Annotated in this window: 23 protein-coding genes, 1 tRNA gene and 1 pseudogene; 9 read left to right on the forward strand and 16 right to left on the reverse strand. The window is 73.2% G+C overall.

Annotated features, from left to right (window positions below):
* Window positions 1–189 precede the first annotated feature (189 nt).
* Window positions 190–1,263 (forward strand): exo-alpha-sialidase, encoded by a 1,074-nt coding sequence (locus JK356_RS13035; protein WP_201867843.1) that lies wholly within the window; start codon window positions 190–192, stop codon window positions 1,261–1,263.
* A gap of 426 nt (window positions 1,264–1,689) precedes the next feature.
* Here the strand turns inward: JK356_RS13035 and JK356_RS13040 are convergent.
* Window positions 1,690–1,766: transfer RNA gene (locus tag JK356_RS13040), tRNA-Thr, on the reverse strand.
* 194 nt (window positions 1,767–1,960) lie between these two features.
* Between JK356_RS13040 and JK356_RS13045 the strand changes: the two genes are divergently transcribed.
* The 3 genes from JK356_RS13045 to JK356_RS13055 all read left to right on the forward strand — a co-directional run bounded on the left by JK356_RS13045 (window position 1,961) and on the right by JK356_RS13055 (window position 4,455).
* On the forward strand, window positions 1,961–3,091 hold the full coding sequence (locus JK356_RS13045; protein WP_201867844.1) for an ABC transporter ATP-binding protein: 1,131 nt from the start codon (window positions 1,961–1,963) through the stop codon (window positions 3,089–3,091).
* 203 nt (window positions 3,092–3,294) lie between these two features.
* Window positions 3,295–3,696 carry a hypothetical protein gene (locus tag JK356_RS13050; protein WP_201867845.1) on the forward strand — a complete coding sequence of 134 codons (402 nt, stop codon included), beginning with the start codon at window positions 3,295–3,297 and terminating at the stop codon, window positions 3,694–3,696.
* Window positions 3,697–3,738: 42 nt separating this feature from the next.
* Complete coding sequence (locus JK356_RS13055) at window positions 3,739–4,455, forward strand: nucleotidyltransferase family protein (protein ID WP_201867846.1); 717 nt, start codon at window positions 3,739–3,741, stop codon at window positions 4,453–4,455.
* Window positions 4,456–4,564: 109 nt separating this feature from the next.
* Here the strand turns inward: JK356_RS13055 and JK356_RS13060 are convergent, their stop codons facing one another.
* From JK356_RS13060 to JK356_RS13075, 4 genes are all read right to left on the reverse strand, one after another.
* Window positions 4,565–6,160: a DoxX family membrane protein gene (locus JK356_RS13060; RefSeq protein WP_201867847.1), complete on the reverse strand. Its 1,596-nt coding sequence runs from the start codon at window positions 6,158–6,160 to the stop codon at window positions 4,565–4,567.
* A 62-nt stretch (window positions 6,161–6,222) separates the two neighbouring features.
* Window positions 6,223–7,179, reverse strand: coding sequence for a 23S rRNA (guanosine(2251)-2'-O)-methyltransferase RlmB (rlmB, locus tag JK356_RS13065; protein WP_201867848.1), 957 nt, complete (start codon window positions 7,177–7,179; stop codon window positions 6,223–6,225).
* A 54-nt stretch (window positions 7,180–7,233) separates the two neighbouring features.
* Window positions 7,234–8,637 carry a cysteine--tRNA ligase gene (gene cysS / locus JK356_RS13070; protein ID WP_201867849.1) on the reverse strand — a complete coding sequence of 468 codons (1,404 nt, stop codon included), beginning with the start codon at window positions 8,635–8,637 and terminating at the stop codon, window positions 7,234–7,236.
* Window positions 8,638–8,710: 73 nt separating this feature from the next.
* Entirely contained in the window at window positions 8,711–9,127 is a 417-nt protein-coding gene (locus JK356_RS13075; RefSeq protein WP_201867850.1) for a PPOX class F420-dependent oxidoreductase, read from the reverse strand.
* Window positions 9,128–9,250: 123 nt separating this feature from the next.
* Between JK356_RS13075 and JK356_RS13080 the strand changes: the two genes are divergently transcribed.
* Window positions 9,251–10,093, forward strand: a complete 843-nt coding sequence (locus JK356_RS13080) for a hypothetical protein (RefSeq protein ID WP_201867851.1) — start codon at window positions 9,251–9,253, stop codon at window positions 10,091–10,093.
* A 7-nt stretch (window positions 10,094–10,100) separates the two neighbouring features.
* Here the strand turns inward: JK356_RS13080 and ispF are convergent, their stop codons facing one another.
* The 3 genes from ispF to JK356_RS13095 form a co-directional block, all read right to left on the reverse strand.
* Window positions 10,101–10,601 carry a 2-C-methyl-D-erythritol 2,4-cyclodiphosphate synthase gene (gene ispF, locus JK356_RS13085; RefSeq protein WP_201867852.1) on the reverse strand — a complete coding sequence of 167 codons (501 nt, stop codon included), beginning with the start codon at window positions 10,599–10,601 and terminating at the stop codon, window positions 10,101–10,103.
* The gene (ispD, locus tag JK356_RS13090; protein ID WP_201867853.1) at window positions 10,591–11,376 is read right to left on the reverse strand and encodes a 2-C-methyl-D-erythritol 4-phosphate cytidylyltransferase; all 786 of its coding nucleotides are present in this window, start codon (window positions 11,374–11,376) and stop codon (window positions 10,591–10,593) included. The genes ispF and ispD overlap by 11 nt, the downstream gene beginning before the upstream one ends.
* A gap of 379 nt (window positions 11,377–11,755) precedes the next feature.
* On the reverse strand, window positions 11,756–12,238 hold the full coding sequence (locus tag JK356_RS13095; protein ID WP_201867854.1) for a CarD family transcriptional regulator: 483 nt from the start codon (window positions 12,236–12,238) through the stop codon (window positions 11,756–11,758).
* A 418-nt stretch (window positions 12,239–12,656) separates the two neighbouring features.
* Here JK356_RS13095 and JK356_RS13100 point away from each other — a divergent pair, with 418 nt between their 5' ends.
* Window positions 12,657–13,433: a DUF461 domain-containing protein gene (locus JK356_RS13100; RefSeq protein WP_201867855.1), complete on the forward strand. Its 777-nt coding sequence runs from the start codon at window positions 12,657–12,659 to the stop codon at window positions 13,431–13,433.
* Between the two features lie 48 nt (window positions 13,434–13,481).
* Here the strand turns inward: JK356_RS13100 and JK356_RS13105 are convergent, their stop codons facing one another.
* Window positions 13,482–14,162, reverse strand: coding sequence for a response regulator transcription factor (locus JK356_RS13105; protein WP_201867856.1), 681 nt, complete (start codon window positions 14,160–14,162; stop codon window positions 13,482–13,484).
* Window positions 14,159–15,505, reverse strand: coding sequence for a cell wall metabolism sensor histidine kinase WalK (locus JK356_RS13110; RefSeq protein ID WP_201867857.1), 1,347 nt, complete (start codon window positions 15,503–15,505; stop codon window positions 14,159–14,161). The genes JK356_RS13105 and JK356_RS13110 overlap by 4 nt, the downstream gene beginning before the upstream one ends.
* 193 nt (window positions 15,506–15,698) lie before the next feature.
* Here JK356_RS13110 and phoU point away from each other — a divergent pair, with 193 nt between their 5' ends.
* Window positions 15,699–16,370, forward strand: coding sequence for a phosphate signaling complex protein PhoU (phoU, locus tag JK356_RS13115; protein WP_201867858.1), 672 nt, complete (start codon window positions 15,699–15,701; stop codon window positions 16,368–16,370).
* A gap of 329 nt (window positions 16,371–16,699) precedes the next feature.
* Here the strand turns inward: phoU and JK356_RS13120 are convergent, their stop codons facing one another.
* Genes JK356_RS13120 through JK356_RS13130 form a run of 3 tightly spaced genes read right to left on the reverse strand, consistent with a single transcriptional unit; the run spans window position 16,700 to window position 19,155 of the window.
* On the reverse strand, window positions 16,700–17,458 hold the full coding sequence (locus JK356_RS13120) for a phosphoglyceromutase (protein WP_201867859.1): 759 nt from the start codon (window positions 17,456–17,458) through the stop codon (window positions 16,700–16,702).
* Between the two features lie 30 nt (window positions 17,459–17,488).
* Complete coding sequence (locus tag JK356_RS13125) at window positions 17,489–18,316, reverse strand: ABC transporter permease (protein WP_201867860.1); 828 nt, start codon at window positions 18,314–18,316, stop codon at window positions 17,489–17,491.
* Window positions 18,313–19,155: an ATP-binding cassette domain-containing protein gene (locus tag JK356_RS13130; protein ID WP_201867861.1), complete on the reverse strand. Its 843-nt coding sequence runs from the start codon at window positions 19,153–19,155 to the stop codon at window positions 18,313–18,315. Before JK356_RS13130 ends, JK356_RS13125 begins: the two co-directional genes overlap by 4 nt.
* Before the next feature lie 17 nt (window positions 19,156–19,172).
* Here JK356_RS13130 and JK356_RS21870 point away from each other — a divergent pair.
* Window positions 19,173–19,277, forward strand: a pseudogene (locus tag JK356_RS21870) (PadR family transcriptional regulator); the annotation flags it as partial.
* Window positions 19,278–19,313: 36 nt separating this feature from the next.
* On the opposite strand, the gene JK356_RS13135 reads toward JK356_RS21870, so the two are convergent.
* A complete protein-coding gene (locus JK356_RS13135; RefSeq protein WP_201867890.1) occupies window positions 19,314–20,147 on the reverse strand; it encodes a helix-turn-helix transcriptional regulator in 834 nt (277 codons plus the stop codon).
* 409 nt (window positions 20,148–20,556) lie between these two features.
* Here JK356_RS13135 and JK356_RS13140 point away from each other — a divergent pair, with 409 nt between their 5' ends.
* Window positions 20,557–21,066 (forward strand): ATP-binding protein, encoded by a 510-nt coding sequence (locus JK356_RS13140; protein ID WP_236671223.1) that lies wholly within the window; start codon window positions 20,557–20,559, stop codon window positions 21,064–21,066.
* A 90-nt stretch (window positions 21,067–21,156) separates the two neighbouring features.
* Here the strand turns inward: JK356_RS13140 and JK356_RS13145 are convergent, their stop codons facing one another.
* Both JK356_RS13145 and JK356_RS13150 read right to left on the reverse strand, forming a co-directional pair.
* Window positions 21,157–21,393 carry a DUF397 domain-containing protein gene (locus tag JK356_RS13145; protein WP_201867891.1) on the reverse strand — a complete coding sequence of 79 codons (237 nt, stop codon included), beginning with the start codon at window positions 21,391–21,393 and terminating at the stop codon, window positions 21,157–21,159.
* Window positions 21,394–21,593: 200 nt separating this feature from the next.
* Window positions 21,594–22,778 carry a GTP-binding protein gene (locus JK356_RS13150; protein WP_201867863.1) on the reverse strand — a complete coding sequence of 395 codons (1,185 nt, stop codon included), beginning with the start codon at window positions 22,776–22,778 and terminating at the stop codon, window positions 21,594–21,596.
* Between the last annotated feature and the right edge of the window lie 144 nt (window positions 22,779–22,922).

Consider the following 22,922-nt stretch of genomic DNA (forward strand, 5'->3'; position numbering starts at 1 on the left):
TGACGCGGGTCCTGCGCCCAGGCGGCCAGCAGCGTCTGGCCCGGGCGGCCGGGCTCGGGGGTCCTGCCTCGCCGCCGCGGGCGCGTTCACCCCGCGCGCGTGAGCCGCGGCGCGCCCCGGCGGGTATCACCCTCACGAAGTACCCGCCGGACGACCGCCGTTCCGGCCCCGCTACCTCCCGGGAGACCGATGAGCGCCCCCTTCACGTCAGGCACCGGCGGCTACCACACCTTCCGCATCCCCGCCCTGCTGGCCCTCGGCGGCGGCCGCCTCCTCGCCTTCGCCGAAGGCCGCGTCAGCTCCCCGGCCGACCACGGCGACATCGACATCGTGCTGCGCCGCAGCTTCGACGGCGGCCGCACCTGGGAGGAGCCGCGGGTGGTGCGGGACGCCGGCACCGACACCGCCGCCAACCCGGCGCCCGTGGTGGACCCCGCCTCCGGCGACGTGCTGCTGCTCACCTGCCGCCAGGGCGGCGCGGACACCTCGCACGACGTGCGCACCGGCGCCGCTCCCCCGCGCACGGTGCACCTCCAGCGGTCGCCCGACGGGGGCGCGACCTGGTCCGCCCCGGAGGAGATCACCGCCCAGGCACGCCCGCCGTGGATGCGGATGTACGGTACCGGCCCCGGCCACGCCCTCGCGCTGACCGGCGGCCCCCACGCCGGGCGCATCGTCGTGCCGTGCTGGCACACCAGGACCCCGGAGGGCGAGGACACCGGTGCCGAGGCCAGGTACTACGGCGCCCATCTGCTGCTCAGCGACGACGGAGGCGCCAGCTGGCGCGTCGGCGGCATCAGCTCCGTGCCCGACGGGACCGTCAGCGAGAACGAGACCACCGCCGCCGAACTCCCCGGCGGCGCGCTCTATCTGTCCTGCCGCCGCCAGGACGACGCCCAGCCCGGATACCGCGCCGACGCCTACAGCACGGACGGCGGCGTCACCCTGACCCAGCCCTACCGGCCGCAGGCGACGCTGCCGCTGCCGCGCTGCCACGGCGCCGTGCTCGCCCTGCCGGACGGCCGCCTCGTGCACTCGGGGCCGCTCCACCCGACCGAGCGGGCCGGCCTGGGCGTGTGGGTCTCCGCGGACGAGGGCCACACCTGGGCGCTGCGCCACCGCGTCACCGGACGCCGGGCGGCCTACTCGGACCTGGCGTACGACGACGGTCTGGGCGACCTGGTGGTGCTCTATGAGACCGGCGACTGGGATCCCTACGAACGCATCGCCTGCGCCCGCGTCCCCCTCGCCGCGCTCGGCTGACCGCGCCCAGGAGAGTCCGCGGCATCACGCCGCGGAAAAAGAGGCGCGCGGGACGGCGGGACGCCCGCCTTCCGCCGCCGGCCGCCCGGCTGGCGCGCGGCGGCCGCTCGCGGTCTCCCGCCGCGCCTGCCCCCGCCCCGCGCGCGGCTCGCCTGACCGGCGGGGAACGCGGCCGGCGGCTCATACCACTCGGAATCGCGCCCCCGGGCGTGCAGGTTTGTTGAGCCGTGACGGGCCTTGTGCGCGAAGAACCAGCGCCGCTATTTCCGGCATAACGCGCAATCCAGACAGGCACCTAGCGCGGTGACACCCGCGCTGTCCGCCGCGGCGCCCGGCGGGCCGCCCGGGCCAGCCGGCCGCGCGGGCGGGCGGGCAGCGCCCTCGCAGGGGGCAACGCCGCAGGTCACAGACCTGCGAGCGGAAGAGTGGAGCCGCCTGTCGGACTCGAACCGACGACCTGCTGTTTACAAGACAGCTGCTCTGGCCAACTGAGCTAAGGCGGCAGACGCCTGGTGGCCGCACCAGGGTACCTCCCGCGGGAAGACCCCTCCGCCGGGCCGCCGCTTTTTCCTCACAGACCCGTGACAAACAAATGTCACACGAGTTAGGTTCGCCCTCAACCCGCCGCCCGGCGGGCGATACGCCTTCCTACTCGGATCGTCCGGCACGTTCCTGCCGGTAGAAGGAGACGACGAAGATGTCCACGGTCACCTATAACAAGGCCACCCGGATTTACCCGGGTGCCGAGGTTCCCGCCGTCGACCAGCTCGACATCCAGATCGACGACGGCGAGTTCCTCGTCCTGGTCGGCCCCTCCGGTTGCGGGAAGTCCACCTCCCTCCGCATGCTCGCGGGCCTGGAGGACGTCAACGCCGGCTCGATTCACATCGGTGACCGCGACGTCACCCACCTTCCGCCGAAGGACCGGGACATCGCGATGGTGTTCCAGAACTACGCGCTGTACCCGCACATGACCGTGGCCCAGAACATGGGCTTCGCGCTCAAGATCGCCGGCGTGAACAAGGCGGACATCCGCAAGAAGGTCGAGGAGGCCGCCAAGATCCTCGACCTCACCGAGTACCTGGACCGCAAGCCGAAGGCGCTCTCCGGTGGTCAGCGGCAGCGTGTCGCCATGGGCCGCGCCATCGTCCGTGAGCCCCAGGTGTTCCTCATGGACGAGCCGCTGTCCAACCTGGACGCCAAGCTCCGTGTCCAGACCCGTACCCAGATCGCCGGGCTCCAGCGCCGCCTGGGCGTCACCACGGTCTACGTCACCCACGACCAGGTCGAGGCCATGACCATGGGTGACCGGGTCGCGGTGCTCAAGGACGGCGTGCTCCAGCAGATCGACTCGCCGCGCCGCATGTACGACAAGCCGGCCAACCTCTTCGTCGCGGGCTTCATCGGCTCCCCGGCGATGAACCTGGTCGAGGTGCCGATCACCGACGGCGGCGTGAAGTTCGGCAACAGCGTCGTCCCGGTCGAGCGCGAGGCGCTGGCCGGCGCCCAGGCCAAGGGCGACACCCACGTCGTGGTCGGCTGCCGCCCCGAGCACTTCAACGTCGTGGGCAACGGCGACACCGGCTCGCTGGCCAAGGCCGACGAGAAGGAGCGCGCGGGCCTGGCCGTCGACGTGAACGTCGTCGAGGAGACCGGCGCCGACGCCTACGTCTTCGGCACCGCCGTGGTCGGCGGCGAGCCCAAGGACCTCGTCATCCGCGTCAACAGCCGCGAGGCCCCGGAGAAGGGCTCCAAGCTGCACGTCGTGCCGCAGCCGGGCGAGACGCACGTCTTCTCCGCCAGCTCCGGCGAGCGTCTCAGCGACTGACGCGCACCCCTCGGTGGAGGGCCGGTCATCCGCACACACGGCGGAGGACCGGCCCTCTGCTCGTTTCCCCGGACCCCGCGCGTCAACGCCGCATGCGAAGACCGCGGACCGTCGTCACTCAGCGGGGTGACGGCGGGTCATGGAAGGACTACTCCTCGCTACGATGTCCCCTGTCCGTCTCCGTCGCGAGGAAGAACCCGCCAGTGAATCAGGCACTCCGCCGCATCGGCAGAACCTTCGCCGTCGTCCTTCCGGTTGTCCTGGTCATGTCCGGGACGCTCGCCGTCGCCCGCGTGCCGTGGGCAGGAACGCCCTCCGTCACCGCCATGGAGGCCGCCTCCGCCGAGCAGAAGGCGCGCGCGCCCCAGGACGTCCTGGAGGAGCAGCTGCTGCTCACGCTCCGCCGCGAGGACCCGACCGCCGCGCTCACCGGCCTCCAGGAGGCCGTGACCCGCGACCCGTCGCTCGCGCCGTACTGCGCCGACATCGCCCGTTCCCTCGGGCAGGCCGCCGTCGAGAAGTACGGCAGCGCCCGGCGCGCCCAGGAGCACGCCCGCCCGGTGTGCGACACCTCCTACGCGGCGGGCGTCGCGAGCAGCGACTGACCGCCCGCGGCAGCGAGCACGGCGGCGGATAGGCTGCGTGGCATGAGCATCGCCCCGCAGCCGACGCAGGCGGTGGTCCTGGCCGGCGGCCAGGGCTCCCGCCTGCGGCCTTACACCGACGACCGGCCCAAGCCGATGGTGGAGATCCCCGGCACCGGGGTGCCGATCATCGGACACCAGCTCAGGTGGCTCGCTGACGAGGGCATCACCGACGCCGTCATCTCATGCGGGCACCTCGCGGAGGTGCTCCAGGACTGGCTTGCCACGGCCGAGCTGCCGCTGCGCGTCACCACAGTCGTGGAGACCGAACCCCTCGGCCGCGGCGGCGGCCTGAAGTACGCGGCCGCCGCGCTGCCACGCCCGGACGAGGCGTGGTTCGCCACCAACGGCGACATCTGGACGCGCTTCTCGCTGCGGGAGATGGCCGCCTTCCACGCCGAGCGCGACGCCCTGGCCACCCTCGCGCTCGCCCGCCCCCGCATCCCGTGGGGCGCCGTCGAGACCGACGAGTTCGGGCACGTCCTGGACTTCATCGAGGCGCCGCTGTCGCCCTACTCGATCAACGCCGGGGTCTACGTCTTCGCGCCCGCCTTCACCGCGCTGCTGCCCGACCGGGGCGACCACGAGCGCGCCACGTTCCCCCGCCTCGCCCGGGAACGGCGGCTGGCGGGCTACCCGATCCCGCAGGGCGCCTACTGGCGCGCCATCGACACGGCCAAGGACCTCTCCGAAGCGGCCAGGGAACTCGCCGGCCGCTGACGGGCCGCCCAGCCCCCCGGCACGCGCCGGTCCGGCGCGAGGGCGGCGTCCTCCCCCGCGCCGGACCCGTGCCAGGTCACCGCACCCGGTCACTCACTCGATGAGGCCGCTAACCCAGCAGCCCGCCGATCGGGCCGAGGCTGCTCTCATCACCCCCCTCGTCGGGGGTCTCACCGGTCTCCGACGACGGCGGTGCTTCACCGCCCTCCGGCGCGGACGCGGGCGGCTCGGGTGCGGCCGGCTCGGGGGCCGGCTCCCGTGGCGCGGGCGGCGGCTCGGGCGCGGGCACGGTCTGCTCGGTGACGGGCGGTGCCTCGACGGTGGACGGCGGCGCCTCGCCCGTGCGGTCCGGCGTGCCCTCGGCCGCGTCCGACGGCGAGGCGGAGTCCTCCGGCTCCGTCGTGGCCGCCTCGGACGGCTCGCCGCCGTCCTCATCCGGCGACGGCTCGTCCGAGGAGTCCTCCGGTCCGGCCTCGTCCGGCAGCGGCTGGCCCGGCAGGTGGTTGCGCGGCGGCTCGCCCGGGCCCGGCAGGCGCACGGTCTGCGAGGACCGCACCGCGCTGCCCAGCGTCGAGCCGATCAGCAGCGCGAGCCCGAGCAGCAGCGTCGCCAGCTTCGCGCCGCGGCGCAGCACCCGGCGGCGCAGCTCCGGCAGGGGCGCGCGGGGCCCGAGCGTGCGCCAGGCCTCCCCCGCGAGCCGCGCGTCCAGCGAGTACACCGGCGCGCCCGCGATGATCAGCGGCGTCCAGGCGGCGAAGAAGATGACATCGGGGGTGTCGTAGGCCGGGCCGTGCTGCCAGCTGACGGTGACCAGCAGCGCCAGCGACAGCGCCGCCCCGAGCGCCGCGGCGAGCCGCTGCCAGAGCCCGAAGACCGTCAGGACACCGACGGTGATCTGCGTGAACGCAACGGTCAGCCCGGCGCCGACCGGGTGCGACAGCGCCCAGCTGTGCAGCGGCGAGGCCAGGCTCCACGGCTCCAGCGAGCTGAGCCAGGCGTAGAGGGAGCCGCGCTCGCCGCCGTCGAAGTACACCGGGTCGGTCAGCTTGCCCATGCCCGCGTACACGGCGATGAAGCCCAGCAGCACGCGCAGCGGCAGCAGCACCACGCCCAGGCTGACGCGCCGGTCCGGGTAGAACGCCTGCCTGCCGCCGGCCGCCGCCCGGGCGCGGCGCCGCTCGGGCGCCGCCCCGGCCACGCGGTGCTCGCCCCGCGGCTCGCTGCGCGGCTCGGCGTGCTGCTCGGCGTGCTGCCCGGCGCGGGGCCCGGGCCGGGCACCGGTGGCCGGGCCGGGCCGGATGCCGGTGCCGGTCTGGTGGCCGGGCCGGGGCAGCGGCGGCACGGGCAGCGGGCGGGTCGTCTCGCCGGGCTGCGGGGGGCGGGGCGCGACGAGGGCCTCGGACGCCGTCACGCGCGGCAGCACCTTCGTGGCCCCGGTATCACGGGTGGCGCTCCGCACCGCGTGGAGCAGGGCGGTGGCTCCAGGGTTGCCCGGTGTGCTCCGGCCGGTCCAGACCAGCGGCCGGCGGCGGCCGGCGGGCGCCGGAAGCCGCACCGCCCGGCTCACCGGCGGTGCCGAGGCGAACTCCACCCGGAAACTCGCGTGGTTCACGACGACCTGGGCGGGGTCGCACGGCACCTTGACCGTGTTCAGGACCGGCTCGGGCACCGAGAGGTCGCGGGGTGTTCTGGTGTCCACACTCATCTAACCGAGTGACAGAGGTTGAAGACACTGCCTTGACCCCCGCAATGTCTGTCCGCGGCCCGTCAAGCGCGGCGCTTGGCGGCCTCGTACAGCGCGATGCCCGCCGCCACACCGGCGTTGAGCGACTCGGCCGCCCCGCCCGGCATGGGGATGCGGGCCCGGACGTCACACGTCTCGCCGACCAGCCGGGACAGGCCCTTGCCCTCGCTGCCGATGACGATGGCCACCGGGCCGTCGAGCAGGTCCAGCTCGCGGAGGTCGGCCTCGCCGTCCGCCGCGAGGCCCACGACCATCAGGCCCGCGCGCTGGTAGCTCTGGAGCGCCCGCGTGAGGTTGGTGGCGCGCGCCACCGGCGTGCGCGCCGCGGTGCCCGCCGAGGTCTTCCACGCCCCCGCCGTCATCCCGGCGGCGCGCCGCTCCGGCACCACCACGCCGTGCCCGCCGAAGGCGGCGGCGGAGCGGACCACGGCCCCCAGGTTGCGCGGGTCGGTCACGCCGTCCAGCGCGACGATCAGCGCGTCGTCGCCGGCCTCGGCGGCCGCGGCCGTCAGGTCGTCGGGGTGCGCGTACTCGTACGGCGGCACGGTCAGCACCAGGCCCTGGTGGTTGAGCCCGCTGGTGATGCGGTCGAGCTCGGCGCGCGGCGCCTCCGCCAGGTGCACGTCGCCGCGCTCGACGGCCAGCTTGATCGCCTCATGCACCCGGTCGTCGCTGTCCACGAACTGCTGGACATGCAGCGCCGACGCGGGCACGCCCGCCCGCAGCGCCTCGACGACGGCGTTCCGCCCGACGACCAGTTCGGACGCCGGCTTGCCGCGCCGTCCGGCGGCGGCGCGCCGGGCCGCCTGCTGGCGCGCCCGGGCCTCGGCGGCGCGCTGCTTGGGGTGGCCCTTGCGCATCTCAGCGGGCGGGGTCGGGCCCTTGCCCCTGAGGGCACGGCGGCGCTGGCCGCCGCTGCCGACCTGGGCGCCCTTCTTGTTCGAGGTGCGCCGGCCGCGGCGCGGGCTGTTCCCTGGCATGACGGTGGGTGTCCTTGTCGTGAGTGGTCGGTGGTGCGTGGCGCCCGGGCGCGGTCAGCCGAGTTCCCAGCGGGGGCCGCTGGGGGTGTCCTCGATGACGAGGCCCGCGCCCTGGAGCTCGTCGCGCAGGGCGTCGGCCGTGGCGTAGTCCTTGCGCTCGCGGGCGGCCTGGCGCTGGGCGAGCACGAGGCGGACGAGGGTGTCCACGACGCTGCCGAGCCGCTCGGCCTTGTCGCCCGCGGCGCCGTCCGCCGCCGCCCACTCGGGCGCGAGCGGGTCGAGACCCAGCACCCCCAGCATCGCGCGCACCTGCGCGGCCAGCGAGGTGACGGACTCCTTGTCGCCGTCGGCCAGGGCGGCGTTGCCCTGGCGCACGGTGGTGTGGACGGTGGCGAGCGCCTGCGGCACCCCCAGGTCGTCGTTCATGGCGGCGGCGAAGTCGGCCGGCACCTCGGCGGCGGGCTCGACCGGGCCGGTCCGCTCAACGGCGCGGTGCAGGAAGCCCTCGATCCGCGCGAAGGCGGCCTCGGCCTCGGCCACGGCCTCCTCGCTGTACTCGATGGTGGAGCGGTAGTGCGGCGTGCCGAGGTAGTAGCGCAGCACGATGGGCCGCCAGCGCTTGACCATCTCGGAAACCAGCACCGAGTTGCCCAGCGACTTGCTCATCTTCTCGCCGGCCATGGTGACCCAGGCGTTGTGCACCCAGTAGGCGGCGAAGTCGTCGCCGAAGGCGCGGGACTGGGCGATCTCGTTCTCGTGGTGCGGGAAGACGAGGTCGACGCCGCCGCCGTGGATGTCGAAGGCGCGGCCGAGGTACTTGTGCGCCATGGCCGAGCACTCCAGGTGCCAGCCGGGCCGGCCGGGGCCCCACGGGCTCTCCCAGCTCGGCTCGCCGGGCCGGGCCGCCTTCCACAGCGCGAAGTCCCGCGGGTCGCGCTTGCCCGTCTCGCCCTCGCCCGACGGCTGGAGCAGGTTCTCCAGGTCCTGGTTGGACAGCTGGAGGTAGCCGGGGAAGGAGCGCACGTCGAAGTAGACGTTGCCCTCGGCGGCGTAGGCGTGGCCGCGGTCGATCAGGGCGCTCGTCATCGCCAGCATCTCGGGGATGTGGCCGGTCGCGCGCGGTGCGCCGGTGGGCGGCAGGCAGCCGAGCGCCGTGTAGGCGGCGTCGAAGGCGCGCTCGTTCTCGTAGCCGATCGCCCACCACGGGCGGTGCTGCTCGGCGCTCTTGGCGAGGATCTTGTCGTCGATGTCCGTGACGTTGCGGATCAGCGTCACCTCGTAGCCGTTGTGCGCCAGCCAGCGGCGGAGGACATCGAAGTTCACGCCGGAGCGGATGTGCCCGATGTGCGGGGCGGACTGCACGGTCGCGCCACACAGGTAGATCGAGACGCGACCCGGGGTGAGGGGGACGAAGTCACGGATCTGCCGGGCGCTGGTGTCGTACAGCCGAAGAGTCACGGGCTTAAGGGTAGGCCACGGACGGCCCGGGTGACCCGCTCCCGTTCCGCGGCGGGAGCGGGCCGGCGTGGCTTCAGGCCAGGTCGCCCTGTCCGGTGACGCGTTCGGGCGTGAACCGCAGCACGACGCGGGGGGCGTCCTGGGCGGCGGCCGGGTTGAACTCCGCGTAGCTGGCCTTGCCCGTGTACTTGCGCGCCAGGTCGTCGATCAGCTCGTCGGCGCCGTCCCGGGTGAGCTCGACGGTGCCCCGCAGCTGGGCGTAGCGGTACGGCTGGTCGTGGTCGATGACCACGACGGTGGCGCGGGGATCCCGGGTGAGGTTCTGGTACTTGCGGCGGCGGATGGTGGTGGACATCAGCAGCTGACCGTCGTCCCGCTTGACCCAGACCGGAGACGCCTGCGGGCTGCCGTCCGGCTGGATGGTCGCCAGGGTGACGAACGCCTTGCCGTCCAGGACCCGCTTGAGGTTGTCGGAGAGAGTGGCGGCCACGGTGACACCTTTCGCTCGCACGGTCATTGCCCATCCGGACAAAGTGGTTGATACCCCACGTTAACGGCCGTCACGCCCCGGAATCCGGAACCGCGGGCGGCCCCGCCGCCGTCACACCGGGCGATGACGAACCTGCGCGATCACCAGGAATCCGGCAGCTACGCGGACGACCTCGAGCGCTGGATCGCCTACCGGCTGCTCGAGGCGGCCCCGGACGGCTTCCTGCGCCTGGATCTGCGGGCCCTGGTGCTGCGGGACTTCCTGGACGTCCGGCTGGCCGTCGTGCCGCCCCAGGGTCCCCCGCGCTCCGCGCCGCTGCCCGACGACGCCAGGGACTGCCTCGTGTGGCTGCGCGAGGAGATGGCGGCCACGGACGGGTATCCGTGGGTGTCGTTCCGGATGTTCGTCGACGACGGGCTGGACTTCGGCAGCGTCTTCAACCACACGCTCGACCCGTGCTGGGACGCCGAGGTGCCCCCGGAGGTGTGGGAGGCGGACCGGGAGGCGTTCCCCCGGCCGCCCGTCCCCGGGCAGCCGGCGCACGGCGGACCGGTGCCCGCCGCCGGGCATCCCGGCGAGCGGCGCCTGGCCGGGCATCTGCGGCTGACTCTGCCGTCGCACTGGTCCGCGGTCCAGCTGTCCTACCGCGCGCTCGGCGGCTACGAGGAGTACGGCGCCCTGGTGCACACCCCCGGCGGCGGGCTGGAGCCGTGGATGCCGCCGGAGCCGGTCATCGGGCACCTGCGGCAGCACCGGCGCGAGACCGCCCATCCGGCGCGCGGGGCGTGGCTGAGCGCGAGCGTGGAGCTGACGTTCCCCAGCCAGGCGCGGTTCACCTGGAACGACACCGCGGAACCGCGCTGGCTGTTCCCGCCGCCGCCCCAGGCGTACGCCGACGAACTCGCCGCGCATCCGCGCGCCGAGGCGCACGTGCCCCCGTGGTTCCGGGCGGCGGGCGGCGGCTGACCGGCCGTCAGGACAGCGGCAGCAGCAGGGCGGTGGCGATGGCCGCCAGCCCTTCGCCCCGGCCGGTGAGGCCGAGCCCGTCGGTGGTGGTGCCGGAGACCGAGACCGGCGCGCCCACGGCCTCGGACAAGGCGCGCTGCGCCTCCTCGCGCCGGGAGCCGATGCGCGGGCGCACGCCGATGACCTGGATCGCGACGTTCCCCACCTGGAAGCCTGTGCCGCGCACGATGCGCGCGGCCTCCGACAGCAGCGTGACACCGGAGGCGCCCGCCCACTCGGGGCGCCCCGTACCGAAGTGGGCGCCGAGGTCACCGGCGCCGGCGGCGGAGAACAGCGCGTCGCAGGCGGCGTGCGCCGCGACGTCCCCGTCCGAGTCCCCGGCCAGGCCCGCGGGGGCGTCCGGCCAGTGCAGCCCGGCGCACCACAGGGCCCGCCCGGGCTCGAAGGGGTGCACGTCGGTGCCGATGCCGACCCGGGGCACGGGCGGCGCGGCGGCGTCAGAAGCCATCGGTCATCCTCCGTCGGGCGAGTACGGCCTCGGCGAGCACGAGGTCGAGCGGGCGCGTGACCTTGAACGCCTCCTCGTGCCCGGGCACGAGCACGACGGGCTTGCCGAGGCGCTCGACCATCCCGGCGTCGTCGGTGGCGCCCTCGTCCGCGCGTCCGCCGGCGTCCGGGCCGTCCGGCGCGGCGAAGGCGTCGTGGGCGGCCTGGAGGATTTCGCGGTCGAAGCCCTGCGGCGTCTGCACGGCGCGGAGCTGGGAGCGGTCGGGGGTGTCCGTGACGGGCTCGGGGCCGCCCTCGCGGTCGGGCCGCGCCACCCGCTTGATGGTGTCGGTCACGGGCAGGGCGGGCACGACGGCGGGCGCCCCGGCCAGCACGGCGGCGGCAACGGCGTCCACGGTGTCCACGGGCACCAGCGGCCGGGCCGCGTCGTGCACCAGCACGGCGGTGACGTCCTCGGGCAGGGCGCGCAGCCCCAGGCGGACCGACTCCTGGCGGGTGGCGCCCCCGGGCACGACCACGAGATCGACGGACGAGGGCGGCGGGTGCTCGTCGAGCAGCGTTCTCACCTCCGCCACGCCGTCGGGCGGCGCGACGACGACGACGAACGACACGGCCCTGGCTCTGGCCATCGCCCGGACAGCGTGGACCAGGATCGGGACGCCGCTGAGCTGGCGCAGCGCCTTGGGCGCGCCGGGGCCCAGACGCACCCCTCGGCCGGCCGCCGGGATGATGGCGGCAGTGCGGACGGGGCCGCGGAACTGTGTGGTCTCTGACATCGGTGGGGGGTGCAGGTTTGTTCGCGGTGCGGGATTGGGTATGGCCTCAGCGTGCCGGGACCACCGATCGGACCCTTCCGTGACATACCGGTCGAGAGAGCTTGACGGGCCCGGCACGCCCCGCCAGGGACGATCCGTGCATGCCGCAGCGCCCAGCTGGCACGGGGGGTTGCCGATGCCTGTGGGCGCTGCGGCACGATGAGAGGTGTGACGAGCAGTCGTGTGGGTGTACGACTGCACGCATGAGACGGGTGACCACGTCAGGCGCGACGTGCGGTGCCGCTGGGCATTGCCGGCTGCTGTCGGGGTGCCGACAGAGTGCCGACGGGGTCGGCGGCGGTGACCGGTCGCGGCGAACGGCGTGGCCGACGCGCCGTCGTCAGGAGGCGAGGACCTCGTCGAGCAGTGACTCGGCCTTGTCCTCGTTGGTACTCTCGGCGAGCGCCAGTTCGCTGACGAGGATCTGCCTGGCCTTGGCCAGCATGCGCTTCTCGCCAGCCGACAGGCCGCGCTCACGCTCGCGGCGCCACAGGTCACGCACGACCTCGGCGACCTTGATGACGTCGCCGGACGCCAGCTTCTCCAGATTCGCCTTGTAGCGGCGGGACCAGTTGGTCGGCTCCTCGGCGTACGGCGCCCGCAGCACCTCGAAGACCCGCTCCAGGCCGTCCTGCCCGACTACATCGCGCACGCCGACGAGTTCGGCATTTTCCGCAGGTACGCGCACTTCCAAGTCGCCCTGAGCGACCTTCAGTACCAAGTAGGTCTTGTCCACGCCCTTAATCTGGCGAGTTTCGATCGCCTCGATCTGCGCGGCCCCATGGTGGGGATAGACCACGGTGTCGCCAACCTTGAACGTCATGTGACAGGTACCCCTTCCGTGGCTTTCCAGGGTAACACGGGAAGACGCCCCTTTGAATGGCGTTTTCGCAGGTCAGACCACATCTTGGGGGTTGACAAGCCCGCCGGTTCCGTGCTTTGCCGCCCGCCTGCCGACGGGTATGCGCAGGTGAGAGGGCGGATTGACGACAGCGCCTTGACGTTGATCACGGTCACGGAAGAGGTCCGGATTCGCGGCGCGACACCACAGAGGTGTCCGTTTTGTCACGGTTGACAGAATGCCCTGACGATCAGACGGACGACACATTAATTGATCACCTATTCGCATCCCCCGGCCGGGTCCGGTGAAGACGCCTTGGGTACGCTGAGGCGACTGAGAGATCATCCCGCCGGGCCGGCCCCGACCGGTCCGGCCGCTGTCGCAAGGAGATGCCGCCGCCGTGAGCAGCAGCCTTCGACGCGGCGTTGTCGCCGCGGCCGTCTTCGCCCTCCCGATCGCCACCCTGACGGCCTGCGGTGCCGGGCACGACGCCGGGACCAGCCAGATCAGGCCGGACAACGCCTACGCGCAGGTCGAGGACATCAAGATCCAGAACGTGAACGTCGTGATCCCGCAGGGTGACGACAGCCTTGGAGGCGTCAGCGCCCGGCTGTTCAACAACGGCGACAACGACCAGACGCTCGAGGAGATCACGCTGCCCGGCACCGGCGCCAGCGTCGAGCTGACCCCCGCCGAGGGCGAGAGCGAGATCGTCGTGCCCGCGGGCGGCTCGATCGCGCTCGGCGGCGAGGGCAACCCGGCGGCGGTCATCGAGGACCCGCTCGGCAACGGCGTGGCCTACGGCAACGCCCAGCACCTCGTCTTCCAGCTGAGCGAGACCGGCGGGATCGACCTGCACGCGCGGGTCGTGGGCGACGAGGGCGGCTTCGACTACTACGCCGACGTGGCCCCCACGCCGACCGCCGAGCCGGAGGACGCGCAGGCGGACGCCTCGCAGGACGGCACCGAGAGCGACACCGGCGACACCCAGGACGACACCCAGAACGACGCCGAGGACGGCACCGAGGACGACGCCGGGGACGGCACCCAGAACGACGAGGGCACCGACGGCACTGAGGGCCTGGAGGGCGAGGGCACCGGCGGCGCCGGCGCCGAGGGCACGGAGGGTGCCGAGGACGCCGAAGGGGCCACGGGCCTGCCCGCCGGCGACGCGTGACCGCCACCCGCGGGACGTGACCCGGCCGGGCCCGCTCCGGCGCCCCGGTCAGGGCTCGAACTTGTAGCCGAGACCCCGGACGGTCACCAGGTACCTGGGAGCCCCGGGGTCCGGTTCGATCTTGGCGCGCAGCCGCTTGACGTGCACGTCGAGCGTCTTGGTGTCGCCGACGTAGTCCGCGCCCCACACCCGGTCGATCAGCTGCATCCGGGTGAGCACGCGCCCGGCGTTGCGCAGCAGCATGGCCAGCAGGTCGAACTCCTTCAGCGGCAGGTCGACCTTCCGCCCCTGGACCGTCACCACGTGCCGGTCCACGTCCATGCGCACCGGCCCGGCCTCCAGGGTGCTGGTGTTCTCGTCGTCCGCCTCCCCCCGGCGGCGCAGCACCGCGCGGATGCGCGCCACCAGCTCGCGGGAGGAGAACGGCTTGGTCACGTAGTCGTCGGCGCCTATCTCCAGGCCGACGACCTTGTCTATCTCGCTGTCCTTGGCGGTCACCATGATGACCGGCACGTTGGACCGCCCCCGCAGCTGACGGCACACCTCGGTGCCGGGCAGACCGGGCAGCATCAGGTCGAGCAGCACCATGTCGGCGCCGTTGCGCTCGAACTCGTCAAGCCCCTCCGGGCCCGTCGCCGCCACGGCGACCTCGAAGCCTTCCTTGCGGAGCATGTACGACAGGGCGTCGCTGAACGACTCCTCGTCCTCGACGACGAGTACTCGGGTCACGGGAAGACCTCCCGGTCAGGGTCGTGGGTTTGGCTGGACTGAGCAGTCGAAGAGGCGAGGCCGTCGTCCTCGCCCGTGCCGGAGTCCTCGGTGACGTCCGGGCTGTCGGGAAAGTCTGCGGGCTTGTGCAGCGCGCCGCCGAGTCCGTCGCGGCGCCGGATGGCGGCGAGCCGGCGCTGCTGCGCATCGCCGGGGTCCGGCAGGCGCAGCGTGAACGTGGAGCCCTGCCCCTCGGCGCTCCACACCTCGATCTCCCCGCCGTGCGAGGCGGTCACATGCTTGACGATCGCCAGGCCGAGCCCGGTGCCGCCGGTGGCGCGGGAGCGGGCCGGGTCCACGCGGTAGAAGCGCTCGAAGATGCGGTACCGGTCGCTCTCGGGGATGCCGATGCCCTGGTCGGTCACGGAGATCTCGATCATCTCGCCGTCCGGCGAGGAGGCGCGTGCGCCGGAGATGGCGACCCGGGTGTGGGCGGGGCTGTAGTTCACGGCGTTCTCGACGAGGTTGCCCAGCGCGGCGGCGAGCAGGCCGCGGTTCCCCAGGACCGACAGTCCTTCGGTCCCGCCGGAGACGATCTGGATGTTCTTGCTGCTGGCCTGCTGACGGCAGCGGTCGATGGCCTCGGCGGCCAGCTCGGAGACGGGGACGAGCTCCCCGCCCGCGAGCACGTCGTCGTTGTCCTGGACCCGGGAAAGGTCGATGAGCTCCTGGATGAGGTTGGTCAGCCGGGTCGCCTCGTTCTGCATGCGCCCGGCGAAGCGGGCGACGGCCTCCGGGTCGTCGGCCGCGTCGAGCACCGCCTCCGACAGCAGGGACAGCGCCCCGGCCGGGGTCTTCAGCTCGTGGCTGACGTTGGCGACGAAGTCCCGGCGGATCGCCTCGATGCGGCGGGCCTCCGTCATGTCCTCGACCAGCAGCAGCACCAGCCGGGCGCCCAGCGGCGCGGAGCGGGCGGAGACCGCAAGCACGTCGCGGTGGCCCTGCGCGTTGCCGCGGCGCGGCAGTTCCAGCTCGGCCTGCCGGATCTCGCCGTCCCGCCGGGTCTCGCGCGCCATGGCCAGCATCGGCTCGACGGCCAGCCTGCCGCCCCTGACGATGCCGAGCGCGTACGCAGCGGAGCTGGCCTTCACCACGCTGTCGCTCTCGTCGAGCACGACGGCGGAGGAGCGCAGCACCGACAGCACCCGGTCCACGCCGGGCGGGAGCACGGAGTCGGAGCCGGGGGCAGGACGGTTCACGCGCGTACGCTCGCGTTCGCTGAGGCGGAATGCCAGCATGGCAATGACGCCGGTGCACACACCGGCTATCGCCGCCACTGCGGCGACCGCCGCGTTCACGTCCATATCCTCAGGTTATGCGGGTGTTGCCCGCTGGCCACAGGTGTGACCGGAGATGCTCGTCCGGCCGCCCGCGAGAGTTCACCTTGCCGACAGCGCCGGTTCACTTCGCGGGGCGGCGGCGGCTGCTTTCCGGACGGAGCTTGTCCGGGCGAGAACCGCGTTTACCCCCGGATAACAGGGTGAGGAAGGACAACCCATGCGTGACGCGTATCACGAGGAGCTGGACGCCATCGGCGACAGCCTGGTCGAAATGGCGCGGTTCGTCGGCTCCGCTATCGGCCGGGCGACGACCGCGATGCTGGACGCGGACCTGAAGCTGGCCGAGGCCGTGATCGAGGCGGACGCCAAGGTCGACGAGATGCAGCGTGACCTGGAGAACAGCGCGATAGCGCTGCTCGCCCGGCAGCAGCCGGTCGCCACGGACCTGCGGATCGTCGTGACCTCGCTGCGGATGAGCGCCGACCTGGAGCGGTGCGGCGACCTGGCGCAGCACGTCGCCAAGGTGGCCCGGCTGCGTTTCCCCGACTCGGCCGTGCCGCGGGATCTGTCCGCGACGATCCTGGAGATGGGCCAGCTGGCCCAGCGGCTGATGGCGAAGGCGACGGAGGTGCTGATCACCAAGGACGTCGACCTGGCCATGCAGCTGGAGCAGGACGACGACGAGATGGACTCGCTGCACCGGACGCTGTTCGCCCATCTGCTGGACGACCGGTGGAACCACGGCATCGAGACGGCGGTCGACGTGACGCTGCTCGGCCGCTACTACGAGCGGTTCGCCGACCACGCGGTGTCGATCGCGCGACGGGTGGTGTTCCTGGTGACGGGCGAGCACGCCGACGAGTTCACGCCGGAGCCCGAAACCACCTGACGAACGATCCCTGTGCTCCCGCGCGCCGTTGCAGCGCCGTTGACGCTCCCGGGTGCGGCGGGGGTGAATGTGCCCTGTCCGTGGACGAGCGACCTACCCCCTCAGGAGGGATCACATGGCTGCTTCTACCCAGACGCGCCGCTCCGGCTGCTCCTGCGGTCCCGGCTGCTCCTGCGGCTGCCAGTCCGGCGGCTCCTGCAAGTGCGGCGGCAGCTGCTGACGGCACCGCGGCACGCAGACACGAAAGCGCGACACCAAGGACGCCTGGGACGCTACAGAAGAAAGGTGCCCCTGCCCGCTCGGGCGGGGGCACCCTGCTCGCTGGCCGCTCAGCGCTTGCCCTGGTTGGCGACCGCCTCGATGGCGGCCTTGGCAGCCTCGGGGTCGAGGTAGGTCCCGCCGGGGGTAACCGGGCGGTAGTCGGCGTCCAGCTCGTACAGCAGCGGGATGCCGGTGGGGATGTTCAGCCCGACGATGTCCTCATCGGAGACGTTGTCGAGGTGCTTGACGAGGGCGCGCAGGCTGTTGCCGTGGGCGGTGACGAGGACGGTGCGGCCGGCGGCCAGGTCGGGCACGATGCCGTCGTACCAGTACGGCAGCGCGCGCTGCAGCACGTCCTTCAGGCACTCGGTGCGGGGCCGCAGCTCGCTGGGGATGGCGGCGTAGCGGGGGTCGTCGCTCTGCGACCACTCGGCGCCGTCGGGCAGCTCCGGCGGCGGGGTGTCGTAGGAGCGGCGCCACTTCATGAACTGCTCCTCGCCGAACTCGGCGAGGGTGGCGGCCTTGTCCTTGCCCTGGAGGGCGCCGTAGTGGCGCTCGTTGAGCCGCCAGGAGCGGTGCACCGGGATCCAGGCGCGGTCGGCGGCGTCCAGCGCGAGGCTGGCGGTGCGGATGGCGCGCTTGAGGAGAGAGGTGTGGAGGACGTCGGGGAGGAGGCCGGCTTCGCGCAGCAGCGTGCCGCCGCGGACGGCCTCCTCCTCTCCCTTGGCGGTGAGGTTGACGTCCACCCAGCCGGTGAACAGGTTCTTCGCGTTCCATTCGCTCTCGCCGTGGCGGAGCAGGATCAGCTTGTACGGTGCGTCGGCCATGCCCTGAGGTTAGACGAACGCACCGGCCCGCTAGCGGCCCAGGGCCGCGAAGCGCCGCAGCGCCGCCGGGACGAAGACGGCGAGCAGGAGCAGCGGCCAGACGACGGCGAGGAGCGTGGCGTGCCCGGCCGCCCAGGAGCCGCTGTCCCAGCCGCCGCTGCTGAGGAGGCCGCGGACGGCGCCGGCGGTAGCGGACAGCGGGTTCCACTCGGCGGCGGCGCCCAGCCAGGCGGGCATGGTGTCCGGCGAGGTGAACACGTTGGAGAGGAACGCCACCGGCCAGACCAGGATCTGCACGGCCTGGACCAGCTCCGGCCGGCCCGCCACGAGCCCCAGCCAGATGCCCGCCCACAGCATGGCCAGCCGCAGCCACAGCAGCAGCGCGAAGGCCGCGGCCGCCTCGGCGGGCGAGCCGTGCCAGCGCCAGCCGAGCGCCAGCCCGGCGGCGGTCATGACGGCGAGCGCGGCCAGGGAGTGGAGCATGTCCAGCGCGGCCCGGCCGGCGAGGATGGACGAGGGGGCCAGGGGCATGGAGCGGAAGCGGTCGAGCACGCCCTTGGTGATGTCCTGGGTGAGGGCGACCATCGTCGTCTCCAGGCCGAAGACCATGGTGAGGGCGAGCATGCCCGGCACCAGGTGGTCCGTGTAGTCGCTGCCGTCGGGGACGGACATGCCGCCGCCGAGGAAGGCGACGAACATCACCAGTATCAGCACGGGGAAGACCAGCCCGGCGATCAGCTGTCCCGGTCGGCGCGCCCAGTGGGCCAGGCCCCGCTGGGTCATGGTGAGGGAATCGGTGAGCTGGTGGGTGAGCTTCTCGGTGCGCTTCTCGGTGAGCTTCTCGGTAAGCACTGTCATGCGGTGGTGGCCTCCTGCTGGTCGCTGCCGGTGCCGCCGGTGAGGCGGAGGAAGACCTCGTCGAGCGTGGGCCGCCGCAGGGCGGTGTCCTCGGCGTCGAGGCCGGCGTCGGCGAGGGCGCGGACGGTGGCGGTGAGCGCGGTCATGCGGTCGGTGACCCGGGCGCTGACCAGCCGCCGGTCGGGGTCGGTGGTCAGGTCCGTGCCCGGGTCCGCCAGCCCGGCGGCGCGGGCGACGAGGGCGGCGGCCTCGGGGAGCCGGGCGGCGTCGCGGACGACGACGTCGATGCGGTCGGCGCCGAGGCGGGACTTGAGCTCGTCGGGGGTGCCCTCGGCGATGTTCCGTCCCCGGTCGATGACGGTGACGCGCTCGGCGAGCTGGTCGGCCTCCTCCAGGTACTGCGTGGTCAGCAGCACGGTCGTGCCGGTGCCGGTCAGGGAGCGGACGGCCTGCCAGACCTCGGTGCGGCTGCGGGGGTCGAGGCCGGTGGTGGGCTCGTCGAGGACGAGCACGGCGGGGCGGACCAGCAGGCTGGCGGCGAGGTCGAGCCGGCGGCGCATGCCGCCGCTGCAGAGCCGGACGGGCCGGGTGCCGGTGCCGGCGAGGCCGAAGCGTTCGAGGAGTTCGGCGGCGCGCTGGGCGGCGCCGCGGCGGCCGAGGTGGTTGAGGCGGCCGAAGAGTTCGGGGTTCTGCCGCCCGTCGAGGTCCTCGTCCAGCGCGGCGTGCTGGCCGAGCAGGCCGATGCGGGCGCGGACCTCGCGCGGCTGGGTGAGGACGTCGTGGCCGGCGACCTCGGCCCGGCCGCCGGTGGGGCGGAGCAGGGTGGTGAAGATGCGCACGGCGGTGCTCTTGCCGGCGCGGCCTGATCGAGCGCCTGGAAGCGGGTGCCTACGTGATGGCGGGCGAGGGCGAACGCACCATCGAGGTGCTGCCGGAGGGGATGGACAACCCCTTCCGCTGACGGTCCTCCGCTGACGGCCCCGCCCGGCCGCGCCCGTCAGTCGATCAGCTTGCGGATGAGGTCCCGCGTCTCGCTCGGCGACGCGGCGGCCTCCGCCAGCCCTTCCAGCACCCGCTGGTAGGCGGCCACTTCCTCCCGCTTGTCCAGGTACTGGGCGCCGGTCAGCTGCTCCAGGTAGACCAGGTCGGCCAGCTCCTCCTGGGCGAAGCGCAGCAGGGTGAACGCCCCGCTCTCCGCCACGTGCCCGCCGTGCGAGAACGGCACGACCTGGAGCGTGACGCGCGAGTAGTCGGAGAACTCCAGCAGGGCGCGCAGCTGCGCGTTCATCACCTGCCGGCCGCCGTACGGGCGGCGCAGCGCCGCCTCGTCGAGCACGCAGTGCAGGTGCGGCGAGCCCTCGGAGAACAGCAGCTTCTGCCGCTCCAGGCGCAGCGCGATCCGGCGGTCGACCTCCGAGCGCGGCAGGCGCCCCCGGTGGCCGCTGACGACGACGGCGTGCGCGTAGTCCTCCGTCTGGAGCAGGCCGTGCACGAACTGCAGCTCGTAGGTGCTGATCCGTTCCGCGGCGGCCTCCAGGCCCACATAGGTCTGGAACCAGCCGGGGACGACGTCGTTGTAGCTGTGCCACCAGCCCGTCATCCCGGACGACTTGGCGAGCGCGAGCAGCGGCTCCCGCTCGGCCTCGTCGATGACCCCGTACAGCGTGAGCAGATCGGCGACGTCGCGCTGCTTGAAGCTGACACGGCCGAGTTCCATGCGGCTGATCTTCGACTCGGAGGCGCGGATGGCGTATCCGGCTTCCTCCCGCGTCACCCCGCAGGCCTCGCGCAGGCGGCGCAGCTGGCCGCCCAGCAGAATGCGGCGCACCATCGAGCCGCGCGCCGCCGTCGGCCCGCTGCCGGGGCCCGTCAGGTCCGCCACCCCGCGCGGTCGTGTCTCCGTTGTGCTCCCCGCTGTCCGATGCGTGCTCATGCCTTCACAGCCCTCCACGTCGACCCACGGAAGTCTGCCATGCCAAAGCTCCGTTGGGTGCCCATGCGATTACAGACGAGGCAAAAAAGTCCGTGCACGTGCAGCTGCCCTTGCATTTGCCGTGAGCGTTGGGAAGCATGAGCACTACGCGCTGGGAACCGGTGCGTCAGCACGGCCCCGTCGGCACGACACACCGGCAACGGCGGGGTGTACGGGGGGCGTTACCCCGTGGAATCGGCCCTCCGTAACAGAAGAGTGCCGCCGCGAACGCCAGGAGTGCCGCGCCATGGGAAGCAAAGGAACGCCCATGCTGGATCAGTTAAGGGCGATGTTTCCCCACGTCAACGCGTCGGCACCGGCGAGCACCGCGATGATCAGGCTGCCGGGGCAGCCGGATTCCGTGCGGCGGGCACGCATGTTCACGCGCACCACCCTCCAGGACTGGCGGCTGCCCGAGCACTTCGACACCGTGGCCCTCGTGGTCTCCGAGCTGGTGACCAACGCCCTGCGCTACGGCCTGGACGCCCTCCCCCGTCACGACGGCGGCACCGGTGAGCGCGGTCTGCCGCCCAGCGCCGGCGCCGAGACCGCCGTCGAGCTTGAACTGATGCGCTACGCACGGCGGTTGATCTGCGCGGTGCGCGACGGCAGCGAGGCACCGCCGGAGATCAGCACGGAGGACGGCGCCGCCGATCCCGCCGCCGAGTCGGGACGCGGCCTGTACCTGGTCGACTGTTTCAGCGACGGCTGGGGCTGGCGTCCGCTCACCGGCGACCGGAGGGGCAAGGTGGTGTGGGCGGTCTTCCAGACCGGCTGACCGCCGCCTAGCCGCTCCGGCAGCCGTGCTGCCCACCGCACGCCTCGGGCGGTTTCCCGGGAGCCGCTCGGACGGGCCGCCCGGCGGTCGTCAGGCGATCAGGTGGTCGAACTCGCCGTCCTTGACGCCGCGCAGCAGCGCCTCTATCTCGGCGCGGGTGTAGATGAGTGCGGGCCCCTCGGGGAAGCGGGAGTTCCGCATCGCCACCTCGCCGCTGGGCAGCCTCGCGAACTCGGCGCACGTGCCCTGCGAGTTGCTGTGGCTGCTCTTCACCCAACTCACGCCGCCGAGGTGGTGTGCGGCAATGCCGTTGTACGCGTCGGGCACTGGCGTCTCCCGGTCGTGCGAGTCGTGCGGTCGTCGTCCCACGGTTGCATGGGACTGTCAATTACCGCCGATGATAGCTCCGTTCACTTGCATATGCACGAGAGGATGCACGTGCACGACCTGTTACTGACCCGTAACGGGGAGCGCTTTCTGCTTGGACGATGTGACACTTCCTCAGGTTCCCCAGCCCGTCGGCTGGTTCAGAACGCGGGCGCGAGCAGCTCATCGAACGCCGAACCCACCCCTCGCCACGTCTCCAGGCCCGCCGCGCACTCGGCCTCGGTCAGCAGACAGGAGGACAGCACCTCGCACAGCCGGGCCGCGTCGAGGCCGGGGCCAGTGAAGGCCAGCAGCTGTGAGCGGTCCCCGTACCCCGGGTCCCAGTCCATCGCCGCCGCCGCGCGGCGCACCGGCGGCATGAGATCCCAGGCCGCGTCGGGCAGCGCGGCCAGCCACGGGCCCGCGTTGTCCACGCACACCGCACCGCCCGCCGCGTCCCAGGACAGCAGGCTGCCGGGCCGGTCGGCCAGCCAGAACCGCCCCCTGCTGCGCGGCGCGGCGCACGCCAGCTCCTCCAGCGCGTCGTACAGCCGCCCGGGATGGAAGGGCCGCCGGTGGCGCCACACCACCGTGGTCACCCCGGCCCAGCAGGCGGGCGGCGGCAGCAGCACGGTCGCCGGGTGCTGCCGTGCCGCCGCGGCCTCGGCGTCGAAGCCACCCGTTGCCGCTGCCGCGAACCCGGGGCCGGCTACGTCGATCTGACGGGCGAACGGCTGGAGCTGGGCCAGCACCGCGTGATCCGCCGCGGACGCCGGCTCCGGCCCCGCGGCACAGGCGAGCACCGGCGCGTACTCCACCTGCCGCGCCCAGGTGTCGGCGACCATGCGCTGATCGGTGGGCGCGGCGGCAAACCCGGCCTCGGCGAGACTGTCAGCGCAGGCCAGGTACGGCATGACGAGGGCGGGATCGACGGCGGTGACGACCCCGGCCAGGCGCAGCCCCTCGTCGGCGGTGCGCGCCAGCAGCTCCGCCATGGGGCGCGGCTCGACGGAGTCCCACAGCTCCACGACGGCGAGCGAGGCGCCCTCGTCCGCCAGCCGCTCCAGCCGGGGCACCAGATCGTCGCGGAGCGCGCAGCAGGCGCAGCCGCGCAGCAGCGGGGCCTCGCCGTCGGAGCGCTCTCCCGCGGCGTCGCGCAGCCGGCGCGGGACGCCCAACGGCCCGGCGGCGCCGAGGTCGTAGTGGAGCGCGACGCTGCCGGGGACGTCCCGCAGCAGCCGGCCGACGGCCGCCGCCCGGGCGTCGGCGTGCAGCCCGGCCACCAGGACGACGGGCAGGGCGGGGTGGCCGGCGTCCCGGCCGTGCTTTCCGGTGGTGCTCGTCATGTCGCGCGTGCTCCCTCGCTGTCGGCTCCGCTCCGCCACGCCACTATACCGAAATGGGAACCATTTTCATTAGTCCTGGCTTGACACTCCGTCACCGACAGGTGAGACCCAGGCCACGCGGCCCGGGTTGCGAGAAGAGTGGGG

Origin of the sequence: Streptomyces sp. 7-21 (assembly GCF_016741785.1) — a bacterium.
Taxonomy (GTDB): domain Bacteria; phylum Actinomycetota; class Actinomycetes; order Streptomycetales; family Streptomycetaceae; genus Streptomyces.